This window comes from Bradyrhizobium amphicarpaeae (assembly GCF_002266435.3).
GTDB lineage: Bacteria > Pseudomonadota > Alphaproteobacteria > Rhizobiales > Xanthobacteraceae > Bradyrhizobium > Bradyrhizobium amphicarpaeae.
The window spans coordinates 6,262,045-6,278,437 of the sequence record NZ_CP029426.2; the positions used below are offsets into that span (position 1 = coordinate 6,262,045).

The 16,393-nt window shown below is 64.5% G+C and carries 15 protein-coding genes; 3 read left to right on the plus strand and 12 right to left on the minus strand.

The genetic code is table 11. From position 1 onward, the window contains the following. The 11 genes from CIT40_RS29390 to cysG form a co-directional block, all read right to left on the minus strand. A complete protein-coding gene (locus CIT40_RS29390; RefSeq protein WP_094893289.1) occupies nucleotides 1–1,176 on the minus strand; it encodes a DUF3734 domain-containing protein in 1,176 nt (391 codons plus the stop codon). 78 nt (nucleotides 1,177–1,254) lie between these two features. Beyond that, entirely contained in the window at nucleotides 1,255–1,758 is a 504-nt protein-coding gene (locus CIT40_RS29395) for a CAP domain-containing protein (RefSeq protein WP_094893288.1), read from the minus strand. Nucleotides 1,759–1,845: 87 nt separating this feature from the next. Further along, a complete protein-coding gene (locus tag CIT40_RS29400) occupies nucleotides 1,846–2,883 on the minus strand; it encodes a sulfate/molybdate ABC transporter ATP-binding protein (protein WP_094893287.1) in 1,038 nt (345 codons plus the stop codon). Further along, complete coding sequence (gene cysW, locus CIT40_RS29405) at nucleotides 2,873–3,784, minus strand: sulfate ABC transporter permease subunit CysW (RefSeq protein WP_094893286.1); 912 nt, start codon at nucleotides 3,782–3,784, stop codon at nucleotides 2,873–2,875. The genes CIT40_RS29400 and cysW overlap by 11 nt, the downstream gene beginning before the upstream one ends. A gap of 9 nt (nucleotides 3,785–3,793) precedes the next feature. Continuing rightward, nucleotides 3,794–4,579 (minus strand): sulfate ABC transporter permease subunit CysT, encoded by a 786-nt coding sequence (gene cysT, locus CIT40_RS29410; protein ID WP_244612021.1) that lies wholly within the window; start codon nucleotides 4,577–4,579, stop codon nucleotides 3,794–3,796. An 88-nt stretch (nucleotides 4,580–4,667) separates the two neighbouring features. Next, on the minus strand, nucleotides 4,668–5,666 hold the full coding sequence (locus CIT40_RS29415; protein WP_414645435.1) for a sulfate ABC transporter substrate-binding protein: 999 nt from the start codon (nucleotides 5,664–5,666) through the stop codon (nucleotides 4,668–4,670). Between the two features lie 123 nt (nucleotides 5,667–5,789). Then, on the minus strand, nucleotides 5,790–6,521 hold the full coding sequence (locus CIT40_RS29420) for a phosphoadenylyl-sulfate reductase (RefSeq protein WP_094893284.1): 732 nt from the start codon (nucleotides 6,519–6,521) through the stop codon (nucleotides 5,790–5,792). Continuing rightward, the gene (locus CIT40_RS29425) at nucleotides 6,518–7,033 is read right to left on the minus strand and encodes a DUF934 domain-containing protein (protein ID WP_094893283.1); all 516 of its coding nucleotides are present in this window, start codon (nucleotides 7,031–7,033) and stop codon (nucleotides 6,518–6,520) included. Before CIT40_RS29425 ends, CIT40_RS29420 begins: the two co-directional genes overlap by 4 nt. Beyond that, nucleotides 7,020–8,675 carry a nitrite/sulfite reductase gene (locus CIT40_RS29430; protein WP_094893282.1) on the minus strand — a complete coding sequence of 552 codons (1,656 nt, stop codon included), beginning with the start codon at nucleotides 8,673–8,675 and terminating at the stop codon, nucleotides 7,020–7,022. The genes CIT40_RS29425 and CIT40_RS29430 overlap by 14 nt, the downstream gene beginning before the upstream one ends. Nucleotides 8,676–8,686: 11 nt before the next feature. Next, nucleotides 8,687–9,001, minus strand: a complete 315-nt coding sequence (locus CIT40_RS29435) for a DUF2849 domain-containing protein (RefSeq protein ID WP_094893281.1) — start codon at nucleotides 8,999–9,001, stop codon at nucleotides 8,687–8,689. Beyond that, nucleotides 8,998–10,422 (minus strand): siroheme synthase CysG, encoded by a 1,425-nt coding sequence (cysG, locus tag CIT40_RS29440; protein WP_094893280.1) that lies wholly within the window; start codon nucleotides 10,420–10,422, stop codon nucleotides 8,998–9,000. The genes CIT40_RS29435 and cysG overlap by 4 nt, the downstream gene beginning before the upstream one ends. A gap of 235 nt (nucleotides 10,423–10,657) precedes the next feature. On the opposite strand from cysG, the gene cysD reads away from it, so the two are divergent. From cysD to CIT40_RS29455, 3 genes are all read left to right on the plus strand, one after another. Further along, entirely contained in the window at nucleotides 10,658–11,452 is a 795-nt protein-coding gene (gene cysD / locus CIT40_RS29445) for a sulfate adenylyltransferase subunit CysD (RefSeq protein WP_094893529.1), read from the plus strand. A gap of 20 nt (nucleotides 11,453–11,472) precedes the next feature. Continuing rightward, nucleotides 11,473–13,389, plus strand: a complete 1,917-nt coding sequence (gene cysC / locus CIT40_RS29450) for an adenylyl-sulfate kinase (protein WP_094893279.1) — start codon at nucleotides 11,473–11,475, stop codon at nucleotides 13,387–13,389. A 353-nt stretch (nucleotides 13,390–13,742) separates the two neighbouring features. Continuing rightward, entirely contained in the window at nucleotides 13,743–15,908 is a 2,166-nt protein-coding gene (locus CIT40_RS29455; protein WP_094893278.1) for a malate synthase G, read from the plus strand. Nucleotides 15,909–16,045: 137 nt separating this feature from the next. Here CIT40_RS29455 and CIT40_RS29460 read toward each other — a convergent pair whose 3' ends face one another. Then, nucleotides 16,046–16,201 carry a Thivi_2564 family membrane protein gene (locus tag CIT40_RS29460; protein WP_007599832.1) on the minus strand — a complete coding sequence of 52 codons (156 nt, stop codon included), beginning with the start codon at nucleotides 16,199–16,201 and terminating at the stop codon, nucleotides 16,046–16,048. Between the last annotated feature and the right edge of the window lie 192 nt (nucleotides 16,202–16,393).

The following is a 16,393-nucleotide window of genomic DNA, read 5'->3' on the forward strand; positions in this document are numbered from 1 at the left end:
CTATTCGCTCCTTTTTGCCGGGGGCGCGGAGACGTCCCCCGTGAGATCGTAGGTCACCATGGTCTCGCCGGATTGCGGCCGCTCGAGCCAGTCCTTGTGGTGCATCGACAGATGCACGTCGTGCACGCCGGCCTCCCAGTGCTCGACCATGGCGACATGCGAGAAGTCGTAATCCTTCGACGAGGATTCGTAGTTCTTGCTGCGGTAGATCAGATGCACCACGGTGACGGTGCTTTCACGCGATACCTTCGCGAGGAATTCGACGGAAGGGTCGTTCTTCAGATAATCGGGCAATTTGGAAATCAGGTCGCGCACCGCCCTGCGGGCGTTGTGGACCTGCTTGTTCTTGTCGGTGTTCATGCGCGTGCGGCTGGAGAAGCGGATGTCCTTTTCGCGCTCGGTTGCTTCGAGCAGCGACGTCGGAAGATCACCGCGGGCGCTGAACAGATCGACCTGGAAGATCAGGAGGTCGCGGTCGATCTCCGCGTCCAGCACGTAGTCGAGCGGCGTGTTGGAGGCGATGCCGCCGTCCCAGTAATGCTCGCCGTCGATCACGACCGACGGAAAGCCCGGTGGGAGCGCACCCGACGCCATGATGTGCTCGGGGCCGATGGTCTTGCCGAGCTTCTTGAACTCGAAATTGTCGAAATATCTGAAGTTGCCCGAGGTGACGCCGACCGCGCCGACCGACAGGCGCGTCTTGAGGTCGTTGATGCGGTCGAAATCGACCAGACGCTCCAGCGTCTTCTTCAAGGGTGCGGTGTCGTAATAGCTCTCGGCCTGCGGGCTGCCGGGCGGCCAGAGCGGCGCCGGCGGAATCCGGGGCGTGAAGAAGCCGGGGACGCCGAAGGTCGCGATCAGCGCGGCGCTGGTGGAGTTGAACAGTTCGCGGCTGTGGTCGCTCTTGCCGATCGGTTTCCACGGCACCGGCGCGGAGACCATTTCCCAGAATTCCTTGAGCCGCTTGACGCGGGTCTGTCCCTCGTTGCCGGCGATGATGGCGGCGTTGACCGCGCCGATCGAGATGCCGGCGACCCATTCCGGCTCGAAGCCGGCGCCGCACAGCGCCTGATAGGCGCCGGCCTGATAGGAGCCAAGCGCACCGCCGCCCTGGAGAACCAGGACGCGTTGCGCATTCGCGGGGATGCTGGCGGATTCCGGGCTATGATCGGTCATGGTGGAACAATAGCAAAAGGCGAGCCACCGTGGCGACCCGCCGCCGCGGCGTCAATGCATCCCGGGATCAAGTCTGGCTTATCGGGGATCCGTCGAGGCCAAGATCATGGTCCAGAACACCTTGTATTTGGTGCCGGGAGCATAGCTCGCCGCGATGCCCAATTTTGTGACACCGCTCTTGAGCATGTTGGCGCGGTGGGGCGGCGAGTCGCGCCAGCCGGAAAACGCCTCAGCCAGCGTATGATAGCCGGCCGAAATGTTCTCGACCGCCACGGTCGCGGGATAGCCGCCGGCGGCCAGGCGCTTGGCCAGGGGGGCGCGGACGTCATGGTCCATTTTGTTGGCCGCCGCCATCGCGTTCGATTGGGATTCGGCGAGCCGCATCAAATCGGGGTCGACGACGACGGTGCCGAGTGCGTTGTTCTGGCGGTATTGCGAGATCATGATCGCGGCCGCCTGCGCATCGAGCTTGGAGCCCGGGGCCGCCATATCGGTATACATCGACGGCTGCTGGACCGGTGCCTCGTTGCCGGCACAGCCGGCAAGCAGCAAAGTGATGAGAATTGCGGCCGCAGCGCGCATGTAGGGCCCCCAAATGAGGGGCCGTTGTTGCATACCAACCGTGGCTGAAAGGTGAATTTTGAAGAAAATTCGACCTGAAGCGGCGGCTCAATTGCCCGCAAATATCCGGAAACGGCGGGGCTCGAGGCCGATGGCGTCGCCGGCGTGCAGTTCCTTGTCGCGGGGGGCGTCGATCTCGATGGTCTCGCCGCCTGACAATGCGACCTCGGCGCGCTGCACGGGACCGAAATTGCGGACGTGCCGCACGGCGCCCTCGAACGCGCCGCTGCCGGGGGGCCCGACCAGCATGTCATGTCGCCGCACGAACAGTTTTGACGCGCCAGGCGCCAGCCCGTCCGCCGCGATCCGAAGCGGCCGGCCGCCGAGCTTGATCACGCCTGCTTCGACCTGAACCGGCAGCTCGATCGACTCGCCGATGAAGCCGTGGACGAAGGCGCTTGCCGGGCTTTCATAGACGTCGTCGGGCGAGCCGATCTGCTCGATCCTGCCTTTGTCCATGACGACGACGCGGTTGGCGACTTCGAGCGCCTCCTCCTGGTCGTGGGTGACGAAGATGGACGTGACGTTGATCTCGTGATGCAGCGAGCGCAACCATTTGCGCAGCTCCTTGCGCACCTTGGCATCGAGCGCGCCGAAGGGCTCGTCGAGCAAGAGGATGCGCGGCTCGATCGCGAGCGCACGGGCGAGCGCGATACGCTGGCGCTGGCCGCCGGAGAGCTGGCTCGGGTAGCGGTCGGAAAGCCAGTCGAGTTGCACGAGATCGAGCAGCTCCTTGACCCGCGCCCGGATCGCAGCCTCGTCTTTCCGGACCGCACGTGGCTGCACGCGCAGGCCGAAGGCGACGTTCTCGAACACCGTCATGTGGCGGAACAGCGCGTAATGCTGGAATACGAAGCCGACATGCCGCTCGCGCGCGCCCTGCGCGAGCGCGTCCTCGCCGTTGATGAGGACTTCACCGGAGTCGGGCCAGTCGAGACCAGCAACAATCCTGAGCAGCGTGGTCTTTCCCGACCCCGACGGCCCGAGCAGCGCCACCAGCTCGCCGCTCTCGACCTTGAGATCGACGCCGTCGAGCGCTTTGAAGCTGCCGAATGTCTTGACGAGATTTCTGACTTCAATGGTCACTTGCGTCTTGTCCCTCGTCCAGATGACGTTCCAGAACGGCTTTTGCGATCAGCGTGATCAGCGCCAGCATCGCCAGCAGCGAGGCGACCGCGAACGCGGCGACGAACTGGTATTCGTTGTAGAGGATCTCGACCAGCAGCGGCATCGTGTTGGTCTCGCCGCGGATATGGCCGGAGACGACGGAGACTGCGCCGAACTCGCCCATCGCACGGGCATTGCAGAGCAGGACCCCGTAGAGCACGCCCCATTTGATGTTGGGCAGCGTGACGCGGAAGAAGGTCTGCAAGCCGGAGGCGCCGAGCGAGATCGCAGCCTCCTCCTCCTGCGTGCCCTGCTCCTGCATCAAGGGGATCAGCGCGCGCGCCACGAACGGGAAGGTGACGAAGGTGGTGGCCAGCGCGATGCCGGGCACCGCGAACAGGATCTGGATGTCGTGATCCCTGAGCCAGCTGCCGAAATAGCCCTGCGCGCCGAACAGCAGCACGAAGACGAGGCCCGAGATCACCGGGCTCACCGAGAACGGCAGGTCGATCAGCGTGATCAGGAAGGTCTTGCCCGGGAATTCGAATTTTGCAATCGCCCAGGCGGCGACGAGGCCGAAGACGAGATTGAGACCGACTGAAATCGCAGCGACCAGCAAGGTCAGCTTGATCGCCGCAAGCGCCTCGGGCTCGGCGAGCGCAGCCAGATAAGCGGCGATCCCCTTCGAGAACGCATGTGCGAACACCACCACCAGCGGCAGCACGACGAAGACAGTGAGAAACGCGATCGCGATCGTGATGATGGCGATGCGCACGGCCCTCGGCTCGGTACGAAGATTGTCGCGCGCGAGGGCTTCACGTGCGCGGGCCTTCTCGTCGGACGAGGTGAGCGGACCTGAATGGGCAATCTGCATCGTCATGGTCCGTCCTCAGCGCGCCGGGATCCGGCTCTGCGCCCAGCGCTGGAGCCGGTTGACGGCGAAGATGATGACGAAGGACACGACGAGCATGACCATTGCGATCGCGGTGGCGTCGGCGTAGCGGAACTCGGACAGCCGGATCACGATCAGGAGCGGCGCGATCTCGGAGACGTTGGGCAAATTGCCGGCGATGAAGATCACCGAGCCGTATTCACCGACCGCGCGGGCGAAGGCGAGCGCGAACCCGGTCAGCAGCGCTGGCGCGAGCGAGGGCAGGATCACGCGGATGACGGTCTGCCAGCGGCTGGCGCCCAGGCTGCCGGCGGCCTCCTCGATCTCGGGGTCGAGATCCTGCAGCACCGGCTGCACGGTGCGCACCACGAAGGGGATACCGATGAAGATCATGGCGACGAAGATGCCGGCCGGCGTGAACGCCACCTTGATGCCGAGCGCCGCAAGCGGCGCCCCCAGCCAGCCCTTTTCGGCGAACAGTGCGGTCAGCGCGACGCCGGCGACCGCCGTCGGCAATGCAAAGGGCACATCGACGATCGCGTCGAACAGCCGCCGACCGGGGAAGCGGTAGCGCACCAATGCCCAGACGATGATGCTGCCCATCACGAGATTGACGCAGGCTGCCGCGAAGGCGAGTCCGAAGGACACGCGCAACGCGTTCAGCGTGCGGCGGCCGGAGAGGATGGTCCAGAATTGCTCGGGGCTGAGCTCGAGCGATTTCAGGAACAGCCCGGCGAGCGGAATCAGGATGATGACCGACAGCCAGGAAAGCGTCAGTCCCATGGTGAGACCGAAGCCCGGCAATGTCCGGCGTCGTGCTGCGAATGCGCTCACCAGGCCCTCTGCTAAAGCCCTTTAGGACAGTGCCAGATCAGTTCTTATAGATCTGGTCGAAGGTGCCGCCGTCGGCGAAATGCTCTTTCTGCGCCTTGGTCCAGCCGCCGAAGACGTCGTCGATCGTGAAGAGTTGAACCTTCGCAAAGGCGTTTTCATGTTTTTTGGCGATCTCGCTATCGCGCGGGCGGTAGAAATTGTGCGCGGCGATCTCCTGCCCCTCCTTGGTGTACCAGTACTGGAGGTAGGCATCAGCGGCGTTGCGAGTGCCCTTTTTGTCGGCAACCTTGTCGACGATCGCGACCGGCGGCTCGGCGAGAATGGATTCCGGCGGCGCAACGATCTCGAATTTCTCCCGGCCGAATTCCTTCAGCGCGAGAAACGCCTCGTTCTCCCAGGCCAGCAGCACGTCGCCGACCCCGCGCTCGACGAAGGTCACGGTCGCGCCGCGCGCGCCGGTATCGAGCACCGGCACCTGCTGGTAGAGCTTGCCAATGAAATCCTTGGCCTTGTCGGCCGAGCCATACTTCTTCTGCGCGAAGCCCCAGGCCGCCAGATAATTCCAGCGAGCACCGCCAGAGGTCTTCGGGTTCGGCGTGATCACGGCAACGCCTGGCTTGATCAGATCGTCCCAGTCCTTGATCGCCTTGGGATTACCCTTGCGCACCAGGAACACGATGGTGGAGGTGTAGGGCGACGCGTTCTGCGGCAACCGCTTCTGCCAATCCGTCGCCGTGAGACCCTTGTTTGCGATCGCGTCGATGTCGTAGGCGAGCGCGAGCGTCGCCACATCGGCCTGCAATCCGTCGATCACGCTGCGGGCCTGCGAGCCGCTGCCGCCGTGCGACTGCTTGATCTCGACGCTCTTGCCGGTTTCCTTCTGGTAGGCGTTCGCGAAAGCCTTGTTGAATTCGGCGTAAAGCTCGCGTGTCGGATCGTACGACACGTTGAGCAGATTGATGTCGGCAGCGAGAGCCGCGCTTGCCAAAAACCCCGTCGCGATGAGTCCTGCAGCGAGCGGAACGATACGGCGCATCATGTCCATCTCCATTCGCTTCGACGACAGCGGTGTCGGCGAAGGCAGGCGAAACTCGCGGCGAAACGCGCTCAAGTCAACGAAACCGGATTTTCTTGTTCGCTAGCTTGCAGCGTGGCTGTGCTACGAAGTCTTCATGGTGTGGATGCCGCATTCTGTCTTGGCCCGGCCGCGCCAGCGACCGGCGCGCTCATCCTCACCTTCGGCCGTTCGGCTCGTGCAAGGCATACACCCAACCGAACGGAAACCGGAGGCGGCCAGTGGATGACGCGGCAATTTGGCGCGGACGAAGATGGCTTCGAGTTCCTCGCGCGAGACGTTGGCGAAGGGGTTGAACTTCAACCGCACGCCATCGTCTTCGACCACGGGAATGTCGGCGCGCGCATCGCCCTGGAAGCGCTTGCGGCCATTGAGCCAGGCCGAGAACGGCTTCAGTGCCCGCGCCAGCGGCTCGACTTTACGAATGCGGCAGCAGGCATCGGGATCGGAGAACCAGAGATCACGATCCGCGTCCTCGCGCGCCAGAATCTCCGCCGCAGGCTTGACCGAGCGGACATCCTTCAGACCAAGCGTCGCGATCAGGGTGTCGCGATAGGCCAGCGTCTCCTCGAACAGCCAGCCGGTATCGAGGAAGATCACGGGGATCGCCGGATCGACGTCCGCCATGACCTTCAGCAGCGTCGCCGATTCCGTGCCGAACGACGACACCAGCGCCAGCTTCTCGCGCCCGACCGCCTTCAGCGCCGCGGCGATGATCTCCGCGGGCGAGGCATCGCGCAATGCGCGATCCAGCTGTTCCGCCGAAGGCAGCGCAGAGACGGACGTCGGCGAGACCTGGGGCGCGATCGCGTTCACGTGCCGACGCCCTCGGAATGACGCAGCTGCATGCGCCGGTGCAGGGCCGTGATGCGGCCGTCACCGGTCGGCTGGTAGAACACCGAATAGCGTTTCGCGGTCTGCATGAAGGCTTCCGCGTCGGCCTGCTTCTTCACCTCGAACGAGTCGAAACCGGCGCGCAGCATGAACACGAACTGATCGCGCAGCACCTGGCCGGTGGCGCGCAATTCGCCGCGGTAATTGTAGCGCTCGCGCAGCAGGCGGGCCTGGCTGTAGGCGCGGCCGTCGCGGAAGGTCGGGAACACCAGCGCGACCACGGCGAGCTTGCCGAGGTAGGGCACCAGCTCGCTGATGTCGCGGTTGTTCGGCCAGATCACGCCGATCTTGCCCGCGCGCTTGAGCAGCGCATCCGCCTCGCCGACGAAGCGCTCGGCCGGCACCAGGATGTCGCCGCCCTCGGGCAGCGGCGTGTCGACGGCCAGCTTGACGAAGCTGTCGTCGGCGATCTTTCCGCCGTTAACGAGTGGCATAAACGCGCTCCTTGAAAGGTTCGACGCCGAGGCGTTTCACTGTGTCCATGAACAGCTCATCCGGCCGCTCGCGCAGCGCCAGATAGGCTTCCACGATGTCCTCGACGACGTCAGCGACCTCGTCGAACTTGACGCCCGGCCCGATCAGGTTCCCGAGCGCTGCGTTCTCGTCGGCACGGCCTCCGATGGTGATCTGGTAGACCTCCTCGCCGTTCTTCTCGACGCCGAGAATGCCGATATGGCCGACATGGTGATGACCGCAGGCATTGATGCAGCCTGAGATGTTGATGTGGAGCCGGCCGATCAGGTTGGCCAGCTCGTGGTTGGCGAACCGCCGCGTCAATTCCTGTGCGATCGGGATCGAGCGCGCGTTCGCCAGCGAGCAATAGTCGAGGCCCGGGCAGGCGATGATGTCGGTGATCAGGTTGACGTTCGGCGTCGCGAGGCCGAGCTTGTCGAGCGCCTTCCACAACGCCGGCAGATCGCGCTTGGCCACGTGCGGCAGCGCCAGGTTCTGCTCGTGGCCGACACGGATTTCGCCGAAGGAGTATTTGTCGGCAAGATCGGCCAGCGCATCCATCTGCTCCGCCGTGGCATCACCCGGAGGCGCGCCGATCGGCTTCAGCGAGATGGTGACGATGGAATAGCCCGGGTTCTTGTGCGAGGCGACCGAGTTTTTGCGCCAGGCCTCGAAGTTGGGATCGGCCGCAGCCTGCCGCAATTCGTCCGGCATGTGCGGCAGCTTTTCGTAGGCGGGATAGATGAAGCGCGAGCGGATGTCTTCGATCACCTCGTCGTCGATCTCGAGCGAGGAATGGCGGATGTGCTGCCACTCCTCCTCGACCTCGCGCGAGAATTTCTCGATGCCGAGCTCGTGCACCAGGATCTTGATGCGCGCCTTGTAGATATTGTCGCGGCGTCCGTACTGGTTGTAGACGCGCAGGATGGCCTCGATGTAGCTCAACAGATCGCGGCCATGGACGAAATGCTTGATGGTCTTGCCGATGAACGGCGTGCGGCCGAGGCCGCCGCCGACCAGCACCTCGAACCCGGTCTCGCCCTTTTCGTTCTTGATCAGGCGCAGGCCGATGTCGTGAACCTTGATCGCGGCACGGTCGTGGTCCGACGCGGTGATCGCGATCTTGAACTTGCGCGGCAGGAACGAGAATTCCGGGTGCAGCGTGGTGTGCTGGCGGATCAGCTCCGACCAGATGCGGGGATCCTCGATCTCGCCCGGCGCGACGCCGGCCCACTGGTCCGAGGTGACGTTGCGCATGTTGTTGCCGGAGGTCTGCATCGCATGGATGCCGACCTCGGCGAGATCGGCGAGCGCATCCGGCAGGTCCGACAACTTGATCCAGTTGAACTGGATGTTCTGCCGCGTGGTGAAATGGCCGTAGCCGCGGTCGTATTTGCGCGCGACATGGGCAAGCGCCCGCAACTGGTTCGACGCCAGCGTTCCGTAGGGGATAGCGACGCGGAACATGTAGGCATGCAGTTGCAAATAGACGCCGTTCTGCAGGCGCAGCATCTTGAATTCGTCTTCGGTGAGTTCGCCCGAGAGGCGGCGCTGCACCTGGTCGCGGAATTCCGAGACGCGCTCGTTGACCAGCGTGCGGTCGATTTCGTCGTAAGCATACATTGAAAAATGCCTTAACCCTGAGCCGGCAACTCGATAGTGACTCCGGCCTTGCGGATTTGTTCACGCAGATTGCCGGGCAGGACTTTGCCATCCTCGCCGATCTGCACCGGGGCGATATAAGGGCCGATCGCACCAACGTCATCGGCTACGGCTTCGGCAAGCAACGCCTTCGCCTCGTCGGAGTTGCGCACGATCGCGGCGTCTGCGAGTTCCGCCGACCAGCCCTTGCCGGCGGTCCGATAGACGACAATGCCGTCCCAGGTACGGTTGGCGGTCACGACGGAGGGACCAGTGATCTTGATTTTCTGTTGCAGTGGAGAGGTCATTCGGCAGCATCCAGGAGGTCAGAGAGGATTTGTTTGGGCGTTTCGCGGCGAAGCGAGCCGGCATGCCGGATCACATCGCCGATGATGAGGATGGCGGGACCGCCATGGATCTGCCCAACCAGTTCGGGGAGGTCGCGCAGCGTGCCGATCGCGCCTTGCGCATCGGGACGTGTCACACGCGCGAACACGCCGACCGGCGTCTCCGGCGAACGGCCTGCGGCGAACAGGCCAGCGCGTACTGCGGGCGCGGCAGTCATGCCCATATAGACCACGACGGTCATTTTCGTGTCGGTCAGGGTCGACCAGTCCACCGCTTCGGCATCGCTCGCCTTGTGCGCGGTCAGGAAGGTGATGCGGGTTGCCTCTTGGCGGTAGGTGAGCGGCACCTCGAAATCGGCGCTGCCGCCGAGCCCCGCGGTGATGCCGGGGATGATCGAGTAGGCGACGCCGGCCGCGCGCAGCGCTTCGACCTCTTCACCGCCGCGGCCGAACACGAAGGGATCGCCGCCCTTCAGCCGCACCACGCGCTGGCCGGATTGCGCGGCCTCGATCATGCGCTGGTTGATGGCGTCCTGCCCGATGCCGGGCTTGCCGACGCGGCGGCCGACGGAAACACGTGTGGTGTCGCGGCGGATGCGGTCGAGAATCTCGGGCGAAACCAGTTCGTCATGGAAGACGATGTCGGCGTCCTGCAATGCGCGCAGCGCCTTGATGGTGAGGAGATCGGGATCGCCGGGTCCGGCGCCGACCAGCGCGACCGAGCCTTCCGGCTTGTCGGCACGCGCGAAATCGGACGGATCGGAGATCGCCCTCAGCGCGGCGTCGGCCTCGCCCTTACGGCCGGCCAGCACGGCGGCGCCGATCGGGCCGTCGATGACGCGCTCCCAGAACCGGCGGCGCAGCGGAAACTCGGCGATGCGCTCGTTGACGGACTTGCGGAAGCCGCCGATGAACTCGGCGAGCTCACCGATACGGGCCGGCAGCAGCGCCTCGATCTTCTCGCGCACGCGCCGTGCCACGACGGGCGAAGTGCCGCCGGTGCCGATCGCGACCACGACATCGCCGCGATCGACGATCGCCGGAAAGATGAAGCTGGAATGTTCGAGGTCGTCCATCACGTTGACGGGCAGGCCGAGCGCCTTTGCGCGAGCCGACATCGCCACGCCGATATCACCTGCGCCGGCGCAGACCACGGCGATGACGCCTGCAAGATCGGCCGTCAGCGGATCCGCCGTCGCGATCTCGATGCGCGCCGCGTCCTCAGAGCTCAGACCCAGGTCCAGATTGCCATCGATCGCATGTACGCGGATGTGCGCACCGGCAGCAGAGAGCACGCGCAGCTTTGCGCGCAAAAGCTCACCCGCGCCGATGAGGACCACCGGACCGGCCTTCAGATCGAGAAACACCGGCAAGAACCGCATGTGATACTCGCTTCCCCACATCCGGGGTTGACTGGAATTATTTTCTATATATGTGTCGTTTCGAGCGCGCAAAGAGAAAATTTTTTCTTCTCTCGCGCCCCGCAACTATAGAATTTTCGCCTCCAGACGCAAAGTGGCAGAGATGCATCTTCTCAGGTCCGATTCCGGCGCAGATGGGCTGGGTTTCACCGCTCCCGTTTCCGAGCAAGTTCCGGTCGCGCAGACCGCCCCCAGCATGGACCATCTCGACCAGTTGGAGGCACAGAGCATCTACATCCTTCGCGAGGCCTTTGCCCGCCTGAAGAAGATCGCCCTGCTGTGGTCTCTCGGCAAGGACTCCAACGTCATGATCTGGCTGGCGCGGAAGGCGTTCTTCGGCCGCGTGCCGTTCCCGGCGCTGCATGTCGACACCGGCAAGAAGTTTCCGGAAATGTACCGCTTCCGGGATCACTACGGAAAGGAGTGGGAACTCGATCTGCGCGTCGAACCCTGCCCGCCCATCGATGCCGTCGATCCGACGCTGCCGCCTGCTGCCCGCTCCGCGGCGCGCAAGACCGAAGGCCTCAAGATGGCGCTCGCCAAATACGGCTTCGACGGCCTGATCGCCGGTATCCGCCGCGACGAGGAGGCCACCCGCGCCAAGGAGCGTGTGTTCTCGCCGCGCGGACTCGAAGGCAATTGGGACGTGCGCGACCAGCCGCCGGAATTCTGGGACCATTTCAACGCCTCGCCGCCGCAGGGCGCGCATTTGCGTATCCATCCGATCCTGCATTGGACCGAAGCCGACATCTGGGCCTACACCAAGCGCGAGAACATCCCGATCATCCCGCTGTATCTCGCCAAGGACGGCAAGCGCTATCGCTCGCTGGGAGACCAGGACATCACCAATCCGGTCGCATCGACCGCATCCAATATCGACGAGATCCTGATCGAGCTCGAGCAGACCAAGGTGCCGGAGCGCGCCGGCCGCGCACTCGACCACGAGACCGAGGACGCTTTCGAGCGCCTGCGCGTCGCCGGCTATCTCTGATCTCAGGACGCGAGCGCGATATGAACATGATCGTCACCCCGGCTTCGCCCGCCACCCCGAACGGCACGACGCGACCGCAGGTCCGCATCGTGATCGTCGGCCATGTCGACCACGGCAAATCGACGCTGGTCGGCCGCCTGTTGCACGAGACCGGCAGCCTGCCCGACGGCAAGCTGGAGATGCTCAAGGCCGTCAGCGCGCGGCGCGGCATGCCGTTCGAATGGTCGTTCCTGCTCGATGCGCTGCAGACCGAGCGCGACCAGGGCATCACCATCGACACCACGCAGATCCGCTTCCGCACCAATTCGCGCGACATCGTGCTGATCGACGCGCCCGGCCACGCCGAATTCCTGCGCAACATGATCACCGGCGCCTCGCAGGCCGACGGCGCGGTGCTGATCATCGACGCGCTGGAAGGCGTGCGCGACCAGACACGGCGGCACGGCTATCTCCTGCATCTGCTCGGCGTGAAGCAGGTCGCGATCGTCGTCAACAAGATGGACCGCGTCGATTTCTCAGCAGAGCGTTTCAAGGAGATCAGCGACGAGATTTCCGCACATCTGAGCGGCCTCGGCGTGACGCCCACGGCCGTGACTCCGATCTCGGCGCGCGACGGCGACGGCGTCGCTGATCGTACCGACCGGATCGGCTGGTACAAAGGTCCGACGGTGGTCGAGGCGCTCGACGCTCTCGAGCCGGCCCGGCCGCTGGAAGCGCTGGCGCTGCGGCTGCCGGTGCAGGCGATCTACAAGTTCGACGACCGCCGCATCGTGGCGGGCCGGATTGAATCCGGCAGCCTCATTGCCGGCGACGAGATCGTGATCATGCCGGCCGGCAAGATCGCCAGAATCAAGACGGTCGAGAGCTGGCCGGTGACGCCGGTGGCAGGACGGCAGGGCGCGGGCCGCTCGGTCGGCATCACGCTCGACCGCGAATTGTTCATCGAGCGCGGCGATATCATCGCGCATGTGAGCGCTGCCCCGCGCGAGACGCGGCGGCTGCGCGCCCGCATCTTCTGGCTGCACGACAAGCCGCTCGCCAAGGGCGACCAGTTGCTGGTTCGGTCGGGGCCGAAGGAAAGCCGCGCCACCGTGGTGGAAATCGAGAAGGCGGTCGACCCCGGCGAATTGTCGAGCATCGAGAACAAGGCGATCGGCCGCAACCATGTCGGCGAGATCGACATCTCGCTGTCGAACCCGATCGCCACCGATCCCTACACCGAGAACCCGCGCACCGGACGCCTGGTGATCGAAGTCTCCGGGCGCATCGCCGGCGGCGGCCTGGTGCTGTCGGTCGATGCCGGCCAGCGCGCCGTGCCGGTCGACATCGTGCCGGTGGAATCCGCGCTGCGTCCCGACGAACGCTCCGCGCGCTATCAGCACAATGGCGCCGTGGTCTGGCTCACCGGCCTGCCGGCTTCCGGCAAGTCGACGCTGGCCAAGGCGCTGGAACGACGGCTGTTCAGCAATGGCGGCTCGCCGATCCTGCTCGACGGCGACACGCTGCGCGCCGGGCTCAACAGCGATCTCGGCTTCTCCTCTGCCGATCGCAGCGAGAACATCCGCCGCCTCGCCGAAGTCGCAACGCATCTCGCGCGCAACGGCCACATCGCAATCGTCGCCGCGGTCTCGCCCGCCCGCGAAGACCGCGCCGCGGCGCGCCGTATCGCCGACACCGCCTTCCGCGAGATCCACGTCGCGACGCCGGCAGAGGTCTGCGAGGATCGCGATCCCAAGGGGCACTACAAGAAGGCCCGCGCCGGTGCGCTGGCGTCGTTCACCGGCATCGGCAACGACTACGAAGCACCGCAGGCAGCCGAGCTCGTGATCGACACCTCGACACGGACAGTTGCGGATGCGGTCGACGAGATCGAGCGCATGCTGAACAGCACCGGCATTCTGTTCGACGAGGCCGTCGACCTCGCCGCGAATATCTAAGGGCGGCCCCCGCTGTCGTCGCACGGCTTGACCGGGCGACCCAGTACACGGGACGGTGCGGCCGGAACCGAGAAGCCGCAGCGGACTGGATTCCCCGCCTGCCGCCTACGCTGAAGCTTCGGCGCCCCTGAAGTTCGACCCCGGCGAAGCCTTGGCATAGCCGGGTCGCGGGGAGTGACAGCGGTGCGCAAGGCCGCCCGCCTCGCCTTGACATTTTGACAGACATCGAGGGTCTTCTCACCGCCCCGATTTTGGGGCTAATAGACCCCGAAAGCCGCTCCCTCGTGGGCGCATTTTGCTGCTGTCGGGTCAAAAGCAGCCAAAAACAGCCATTTCCAACAAGAAAGCCCATCATGAAACGCGTCGACGCCCACGGATTGAAGATCGCTCCCGTCCTGTTCGATTTCATCGCCAAGGAAGCGGCCCCGAAAACGGGGATCGCGCCGGACGCGTTCTGGGCCGGGCTTGCCGCCATCATCAAGGAGCTGGGGCCGAAGAACCGCACGTTGCTGGCGGTGCGCGACACGTTGCAGGCCAAGATCGACGACTGGCACCGCGCCAGCAAGGGCAAGGCGTTCGACCTCAATGCCTACACCGCCTTCCTGAAGGAGATCGGCTATCTCGTTCCGGAGCCGGCGACCCAGAAGGTCGAGACCGCCAATGTCGACGAGGAGATCGGCAAGATCTGCGGCCCGCAGCTCGTCGTCCCTCTCACCAATGCGCGCTACGCTCTCAACGCGGCGAACGCGCGCTGGGGCTCGCTCTATGACGCCTTCTACGGCACCGACGCGATTCCGCATGATCCGTCCGAGAACGGCAAGGGCTACAACAAGGCGCGCGGCGACAAGGTGATCGCCAAGGCCAAGGCATTCCTCGATGCCGCCGTGCCGCTCGCGACCGGCAGCCACACCGACGTCACCGCCTACAGCGTCGTCGCCGGCCAGCTCGCGGTGAAGCTGAAGAGCGGCAACGCCACCGCGCTGAAGAACGCGGCGCAGTTCGCCGGCTTCCAGGGCGATGCGGCTTCCCCGAGCGCCGTACTGCTCGCCAACAACGGCCTGCATGTCGAGGTCAAGATCGACCGCAACAGCGCGATCGGCAAGGACGATCCGGCCGGCGTCGCCGACATGATCATGGAGTCCGCGGTCTCCACCATTCTCGACATGGAAGACTCGGTCGCCGCGGTCGATGCCGAGGACAAGGTTCTGGTCTACCGCAACACGCTCGGCCTGATGAACGGCACGCTGTCGGCGGACTTTGAAAAAGGCGGCAAGACGCTGACGCGTTCGCTCAACGCCGACCGCAGCTACAAGACCCCCGACGGCAAGGGCGAAGTCAAGCTGCACGGCCGCAGCCTGCTGCTGATGCGCAATTGCGGTCACCACATGTTCACCGACGCGGTGCTGGACGAGAAGGGCGAGGAAATTCCGGAAGGCCTGCTCGATGCCGCTGTGTCGGGCCTGCTCGCGATCCACGACCTCAAGGGCAATTCCAAGGTCAAGAACAGCCGCACGGGATCTGCCTATATCGTCAAGCCGAAGATGCACGGCCCGGACGAGGTGTCGCTGACCTGCGAGATCTTCGACCGCGTCGAGAAGATGCTGTCGCTGCCCGAGAACACGCTCAAGGTCGGCATCATGGACGAGGAGCGGCGCACCACCGTCAACCTCAAGGCCTGCATCCAGCGCGCCTCCAAGCGCATCATGTTCATCAACACCGGCTTCCTCGACCGCACCGGCGACGAGATCCACACGTCGATGGAAGCGGGTCCGATGATCCGCAAGAACGAGATGAAGGCGCAGCCCTGGATCAAGTCCTATGAGGACTGGAACGTCGACATGGGCCTGACCTGCGGCCTGCCCGGCCACGCCCAGATCGGCAAGGGCATGTGGGCCGCGCCGGACAAAATGGCGGACATGTTGCAGCAGAAGCTAGGCCATCCGCAGGCCGGCGCCACCACGGCCTGGGTGCCCTCGCCCACCGCCGCGACACTGCACGCGCTGCATTATCATCAGGTCAACGTGATCGCGCGCCAGGAAGAGCTTACCAAGGGCGGGCCGCGCGCAAAGCTCGAAGACATCCTCACCATTCCGGTGTCGAAGTCGAACTGGGCGCCTGATGACGTCAAGCAGGAGATCGACAACAACTGCCAGGGCATTTTGGGCTATGTCGTGCGCTGGATCGACCAGGGCGTCGGCTGCTCCAAGGTGCCTGACATCCACGATGTCGGCCTGATGGAAGACCGCGCCACCTTGCGCATCTCCAGCCAGCATCTCGCCAACTGGCTGCACCAGGGCGTGATCACCGAGGCGCAAGTAATGGAATCGCTGAAGCGCATGGCGGTCGTGGTCGACAAGCAGAACGCCGGCGATGCCGTCTACAAGCCGATGGCGCCCGCCTTCGACGGCACGGCCTTCAAGGCCGCATGCGATCTCATCTTCAAGGGCCGCGAGCAGCCGAACGGCTACACCGAATACATCCTCACCGCGCGCCGCCGCGAGGCCAAGGCGGCCGGCTGAGGCCGGTTGTCGAACAGCAACAGCCCCGGCTCACGCCGGGGCTTTTTTGTTTGAGGCCCCCGTAGCCCGGATGAGCGAAGCGACATCCGGGGCACTGCCCCCGCATATCGCTGCGCTCTTGCGGGCTACAGGCCGCCCTAGAACACCGCGAGATATTTCAGCAGCGACACGATGCCGATGATGATGACAACCACGCGCGCAATCTGCTTGGCGCGGCCGTCCATCGGCAGCATGTTGATGAGATAGAGCACGAGAATGACGACGAGAAATGTGACGAGTACGCCGACCAGCATCGCAAGGCCCCCTTAGGCAAATGACCAACGAGGTCCTAACGCCTGCCTTGCCCTCCGGTTCCATATCGGCAACCCATTGCAACTTCTGGTAAATACGTAATTCTACCGTCAAGCCGGCTGCCTAAAACTTTACCCTTTTCGTTTCTGATATCGAAACCGCCCGCTGCCGCGAGCGGCGAACGGTATTGAATT

What these genes read in the sequence shown, in the direction of transcription:
- CIT40_RS29390 (WP_094893289.1), bottom strand. Translation starts at nt 1,176, where the DNA reads ATGACCGATCATAGCCCGGAATCCGCCAGCATCCCCGCGAATGCGCAA.
- CIT40_RS29395 (WP_094893288.1), bottom strand. Translation starts at nt 1,758, where the DNA reads ATGCGCGCTGCGGCCGCAATTCTCATCACTTTGCTGCTTGCCGGCTGT.
- cysW (WP_094893286.1), bottom strand. Translation starts at nt 3,784, where the DNA reads ATGACGATGCAGATTGCCCATTCAGGTCCGCTCACCTCGTCCGACGAG.
- cysT (WP_244612021.1), bottom strand. Translation starts at nt 4,579, where the DNA reads ATGGGACTGACGCTTTCCTGGCTGTCGGTCATCATCCTGATTCCGCTC.
- CIT40_RS29415 (WP_414645435.1), bottom strand. Translation starts at nt 5,666, where the DNA reads ATGCGCCGTATCGTTCCGCTCGCTGCAGGACTCATCGCGACGGGGTTT.
- CIT40_RS29425 (WP_094893283.1), bottom strand. Translation starts at nt 7,033, where the DNA reads ATGCCACTCGTTAACGGCGGAAAGATCGCCGACGACAGCTTCGTCAAG.
- CIT40_RS29430 (WP_094893282.1), bottom strand. Translation starts at nt 8,675, where the DNA reads ATGTATGCTTACGACGAAATCGACCGCACGCTGGTCAACGAGCGCGTC.
- CIT40_RS29435 (WP_094893281.1), bottom strand. Translation starts at nt 9,001, where the DNA reads ATGACCTCTCCACTGCAACAGAAAATCAAGATCACTGGTCCCTCCGTC.
- cysG (WP_094893280.1), bottom strand. Translation starts at nt 10,422, where the DNA reads ATGCGGTTCTTGCCGGTGTTTCTCGATCTGAAGGCCGGTCCGGTGGTC.
- cysD (WP_094893529.1), top strand. Translation starts at nt 10,658, where the DNA reads ATGGACCATCTCGACCAGTTGGAGGCACAGAGCATCTACATCCTTCGC.
- cysC (WP_094893279.1), top strand. Translation starts at nt 11,473, where the DNA reads ATGAACATGATCGTCACCCCGGCTTCGCCCGCCACCCCGAACGGCACG.
- CIT40_RS29455 (WP_094893278.1), top strand. Translation starts at nt 13,743, where the DNA reads ATGAAACGCGTCGACGCCCACGGATTGAAGATCGCTCCCGTCCTGTTC.
- CIT40_RS29460 (WP_007599832.1), bottom strand. Translation starts at nt 16,201, where the DNA reads ATGCTGGTCGGCGTACTCGTCACATTTCTCGTCGTCATTCTCGTGCTC.